This window comes from Mycobacterium sp., from assembly GCF_032159765.1.
GTDB lineage: Bacteria > Actinomycetota > Actinomycetes > Mycobacteriales > Mycobacteriaceae > Mycobacterium.
The window spans coordinates 1-3274 of the sequence record NZ_JAVHWM010000021.1; the positions used below are offsets into that span (position 1 = coordinate 1).

A 3274-nucleotide genomic window follows, 5' to 3' on the forward strand; every position below is an offset into this window, starting at 1 on the left:
GACGCAGGTGTTCTTCGGGCAGTACCCACGACGCGCTGTCCTCGGAGCCACGATGATGATCACTCAGGCATTCCTGTACAACGCGATCTTCTTCAGTTACGCGCTCGTACTCAAGGTCTTCTACCACATTCCCGCCGGGCACGTGCCCTACTTCTTCTTCCCCTTCGCAATCGGCAATCTGCTCGGTCCACTGACCATTGGCCGCCTCTTCGACACGATCGGGCGACGGCGGATGATCTTTGCCACCTATCTGCTGTCCGGACTGCTGCTGTACGTCTCGGCGTACCTGTTCAATCAAGGCTCGTTGAATGCAACCACTCAGACGATCTGCTGGTGTGTGATCTTCTTCTTTGCCTCCGCCGGGGCATCCTCTGCCTATCTGACGGTCAGCGAAATCTTCCCCCTCGAACTTCGCGGACAGGCAATCTCGTACTTCTTCGCGCTGTCGCAGGGAGCGGGCGGGGTGGTTGCACCGTGGCTGTTCGGTCATCTGATCGGAGGCGCGAACAACGCCCATGCGCCTACCGGCCCATTGACGATCGGCTACGTAATAGGGGCATCGTTCATGATCGCCGGCGCCCTGGTTGCGTTGTTCCTCGGTGTCGACGCCGAACGCCGTTCGCTGGAGGACATCGCAAGTCCGCTGTCAGCAGTCCGGCTTCCCGAAGGCGGTATTTCCGCGGCCGCCGCCGAATCCGGGGGGTGAGGGCTGACCGCTGAACCCCGCGGACGGGAGCGTCCTGCGGCTTTGATCTCGATGCGTCGACGTTGCGTGCCGGCCGTGTGCTTGCGAGCGCCTGACGGGGTCGAGGCGCATTCCGCGCGAATTATCGTGACAATCCAGAGACCACTGCGCCCCATTAACCTCGCGTTCGCCGCGGAGGCATCATGACAACCAATGACGTTCCGATTGACTTAACGGTGCCTCAGCCAGCCTGCTGTTCGATCTGGACGGCACGCTGGTCGATTCGGTGTACCAGCACGTCATCGCCTGGCAGGAGGGGCTGTCCGAGTGCGGCATCGCCCTGTCTGTGTGGCGGATCCACCGCCGCATCGGGATGAGTGGTGGCCTGTTCCTCCAGGCTCTGCAGCGCGAGACCGGGACCGTGCTGGACGACGCCACGTTGAGCCGGCTGACCGCTCTGCACGCCGAGTTCTATCTGCGCCGAGCCGACGGCGTCGTGCCACTGCCGGGCGCCCGCGAGTTGGTCGCGACTCTGCACCAGCGCGGTGTCCCGTTCGCCATAGCCACCAGTGGCGCGCGCCGGACTGCGGCGATCGCGATCGACCTGCTCGGTATGCCCGACGGCGTGCCGATCGTCACCAGGGACCTGGTCGAACGCGCGAAACCCGATCCGCACCTTTTCCTGGCCGCGGCCCAACTGCTCGGCATCGATCCCAGGCACTGCTTCGTCGTGGGCGACAGCATCTGGGACCTGCTGGCCGCGCAGCGCGCCGGCGCACTCGGAGTGGGGCTGCTCTCCGGTGGCTACGGGCGCGAGGAACTCGAGGCGGCGGGCGCCTACCGGGTGTACAACGACCCGGCTGACATGCTGTCGCGGCTGGAGGAGGTCGGCGTCCGCCCGCTGGCGTGACTGCCAACCGTCCCCGGTCGGGTGTCGACGCAGTGAAGCCGCCGGCGAGAAGGCGAACCTTCGCACCGGCGGCTTCGGACGAGCTGGGTCAGGCGGCAGCGTCGACTGCGATCGAAGAGGGCTCGAGGGCCAGCTCCAACACCTCACGGACGTCACTGACCGGGTGCACCGTCAGCGCCTTGACCACCCGCCTTTGGCACGTCGTCGAGATCCGGCTCGTTTGCGGCTCGGGATCAGCACGGTCGTGATGCCGGCGCGGTGGGCCGCAAGCAGTTTCTGCTTGACACCACCGGTGGGCAGCACTCGGCCGGTGAGCGAGACCTCGCCCGTCATCGCCACATCGGATCGAACGGGTCGACCCGATAGCGGCGAAGCCAGCGCGGTAATCATCGTCACCCCCGCACTCGGCCCGTCCTTCGGCACCGCTCTGGCGGGAAGGTGGATGTGCACGCCCCGCGTCGCGAGGTCGGACACCGGCAGCTCCAGCGTCGCGCCCTGCGAGCGCAGGTAGGACAGCGCGATCCGTGCCGACTCCTTCATCACGTCACCGAGCTGGCCGGTCAGCGTGACGTCGGTCGAACCGGTCTCCGCGTCGGCCACCGAGGCCTCGATGAAGAGGACGTCGCCGCCGGCTCCGGTCACGGCCAGACCCGTCGCGACTCCGGGCACCGCCGTGCGCTCAGCCGACTCCGGCGTGTGCCGCGGTCGGCCCAGGTGCTCGGTGAGATCGGCAACTTCAACCGTCACCAGCTCGGTCACCTCGCCAGCCAACCCGGCCTTCGCGGAGATCTTGCGCAGGACTCGGGCGATCAGTCGCTCACGGTCGCGCACGCCGGCTTCGCGGCTGTACTCGGCGGCGAGATGCCGCAGCGCGTCGTCGGTGACGGTCACCTCCGTGCTGTCCAGCCCAGCATGCGCGAGCTGCCGCGGAAGCAGGTGATCGCGCGCGATCAGCACCTGCTCGTCCTCGGTGTAACCGTCCAGCCGAACCAGTTCCATCCGGTCGAGCAGCGGCGTCGGAATCGAGTCCAAAACATTCGCCGTGGCGAGGAACAGCACGTCGGACAGGTCCAGCTCCACCTCGAGGTAGTGGTCGCGGAACGTGTGGTTCTGCGCCGGCTCGAGAACCTCGAGCAGCGCAGTCGTCGGCTCGCCCCGGTAGTCCGAGCCCACGTTGTCGACCTCGTCGAGCAGCACAACCTGGTTCATCGAACCGGCCTCCTTGATCGCCCGGACGATGCGCCCCGGCATGGCGCCCACGTAGGTACGCCGGTGCCCGCGGATCTCGGCCTCGTCCCGCACACCGCCCAGGGCGACCCGGACGAACTTGCGTCCCATCGCGCGCGACTGAGTCGCGCAGCGAGGTCTTGCCCACGCCGGGGGGACCGACCAGAGCCAACACGGCACCGCTGCGCCGGCGAGCAACGACCCCGAGGCCACGGTCGGCCCGGCGACGACGCACCGCGAGGTGCTCGACGATGCGTCCCTTCACGTCATCGAGACCAGCATGGTCGGCGTCGGGGATCGCGCGCGCCGAGGCGATCTCATAGGCATCGTCGGTGCGCTCGTTCCACGGCATGTCGAGCACAGTGTCCGGCCAGGTACGGATCCAACCGACCTCGGGGGACTGCTCGGAGGTTCGCTCCAGCTTGTCGACCTCGGCCAGCGCGGCCTCAGCC

Annotated in this window: 2 protein-coding genes and 1 pseudogene; 2 read left to right on the forward strand and 1 reads right to left on the reverse strand. The window is 67.2% G+C overall.

The features are described 5' to 3' along the window. Together QOH60_RS02300 and QOH60_RS02305 are read left to right on the forward strand one after the other, a co-directional pair. A partial coding sequence (locus QOH60_RS02300) for an MFS transporter (protein ID WP_526416671.1) occupies positions 1-706 on the forward strand: 706 nt, incomplete at its 5' end. Between the two features lie 241 nt (positions 707-947). Next, complete coding sequence (locus tag QOH60_RS02305) at positions 948-1595, forward strand: HAD family hydrolase (protein ID WP_526416673.1); 648 nt, start codon at positions 948-950, stop codon at positions 1593-1595. Between the two features lie 88 nt (positions 1596-1683). Here QOH60_RS02305 and lon read toward each other — a convergent pair. After that, positions 1684-3274 (reverse strand): annotated as a pseudogene (gene lon / locus QOH60_RS02310) (endopeptidase La); the annotation flags it as partial.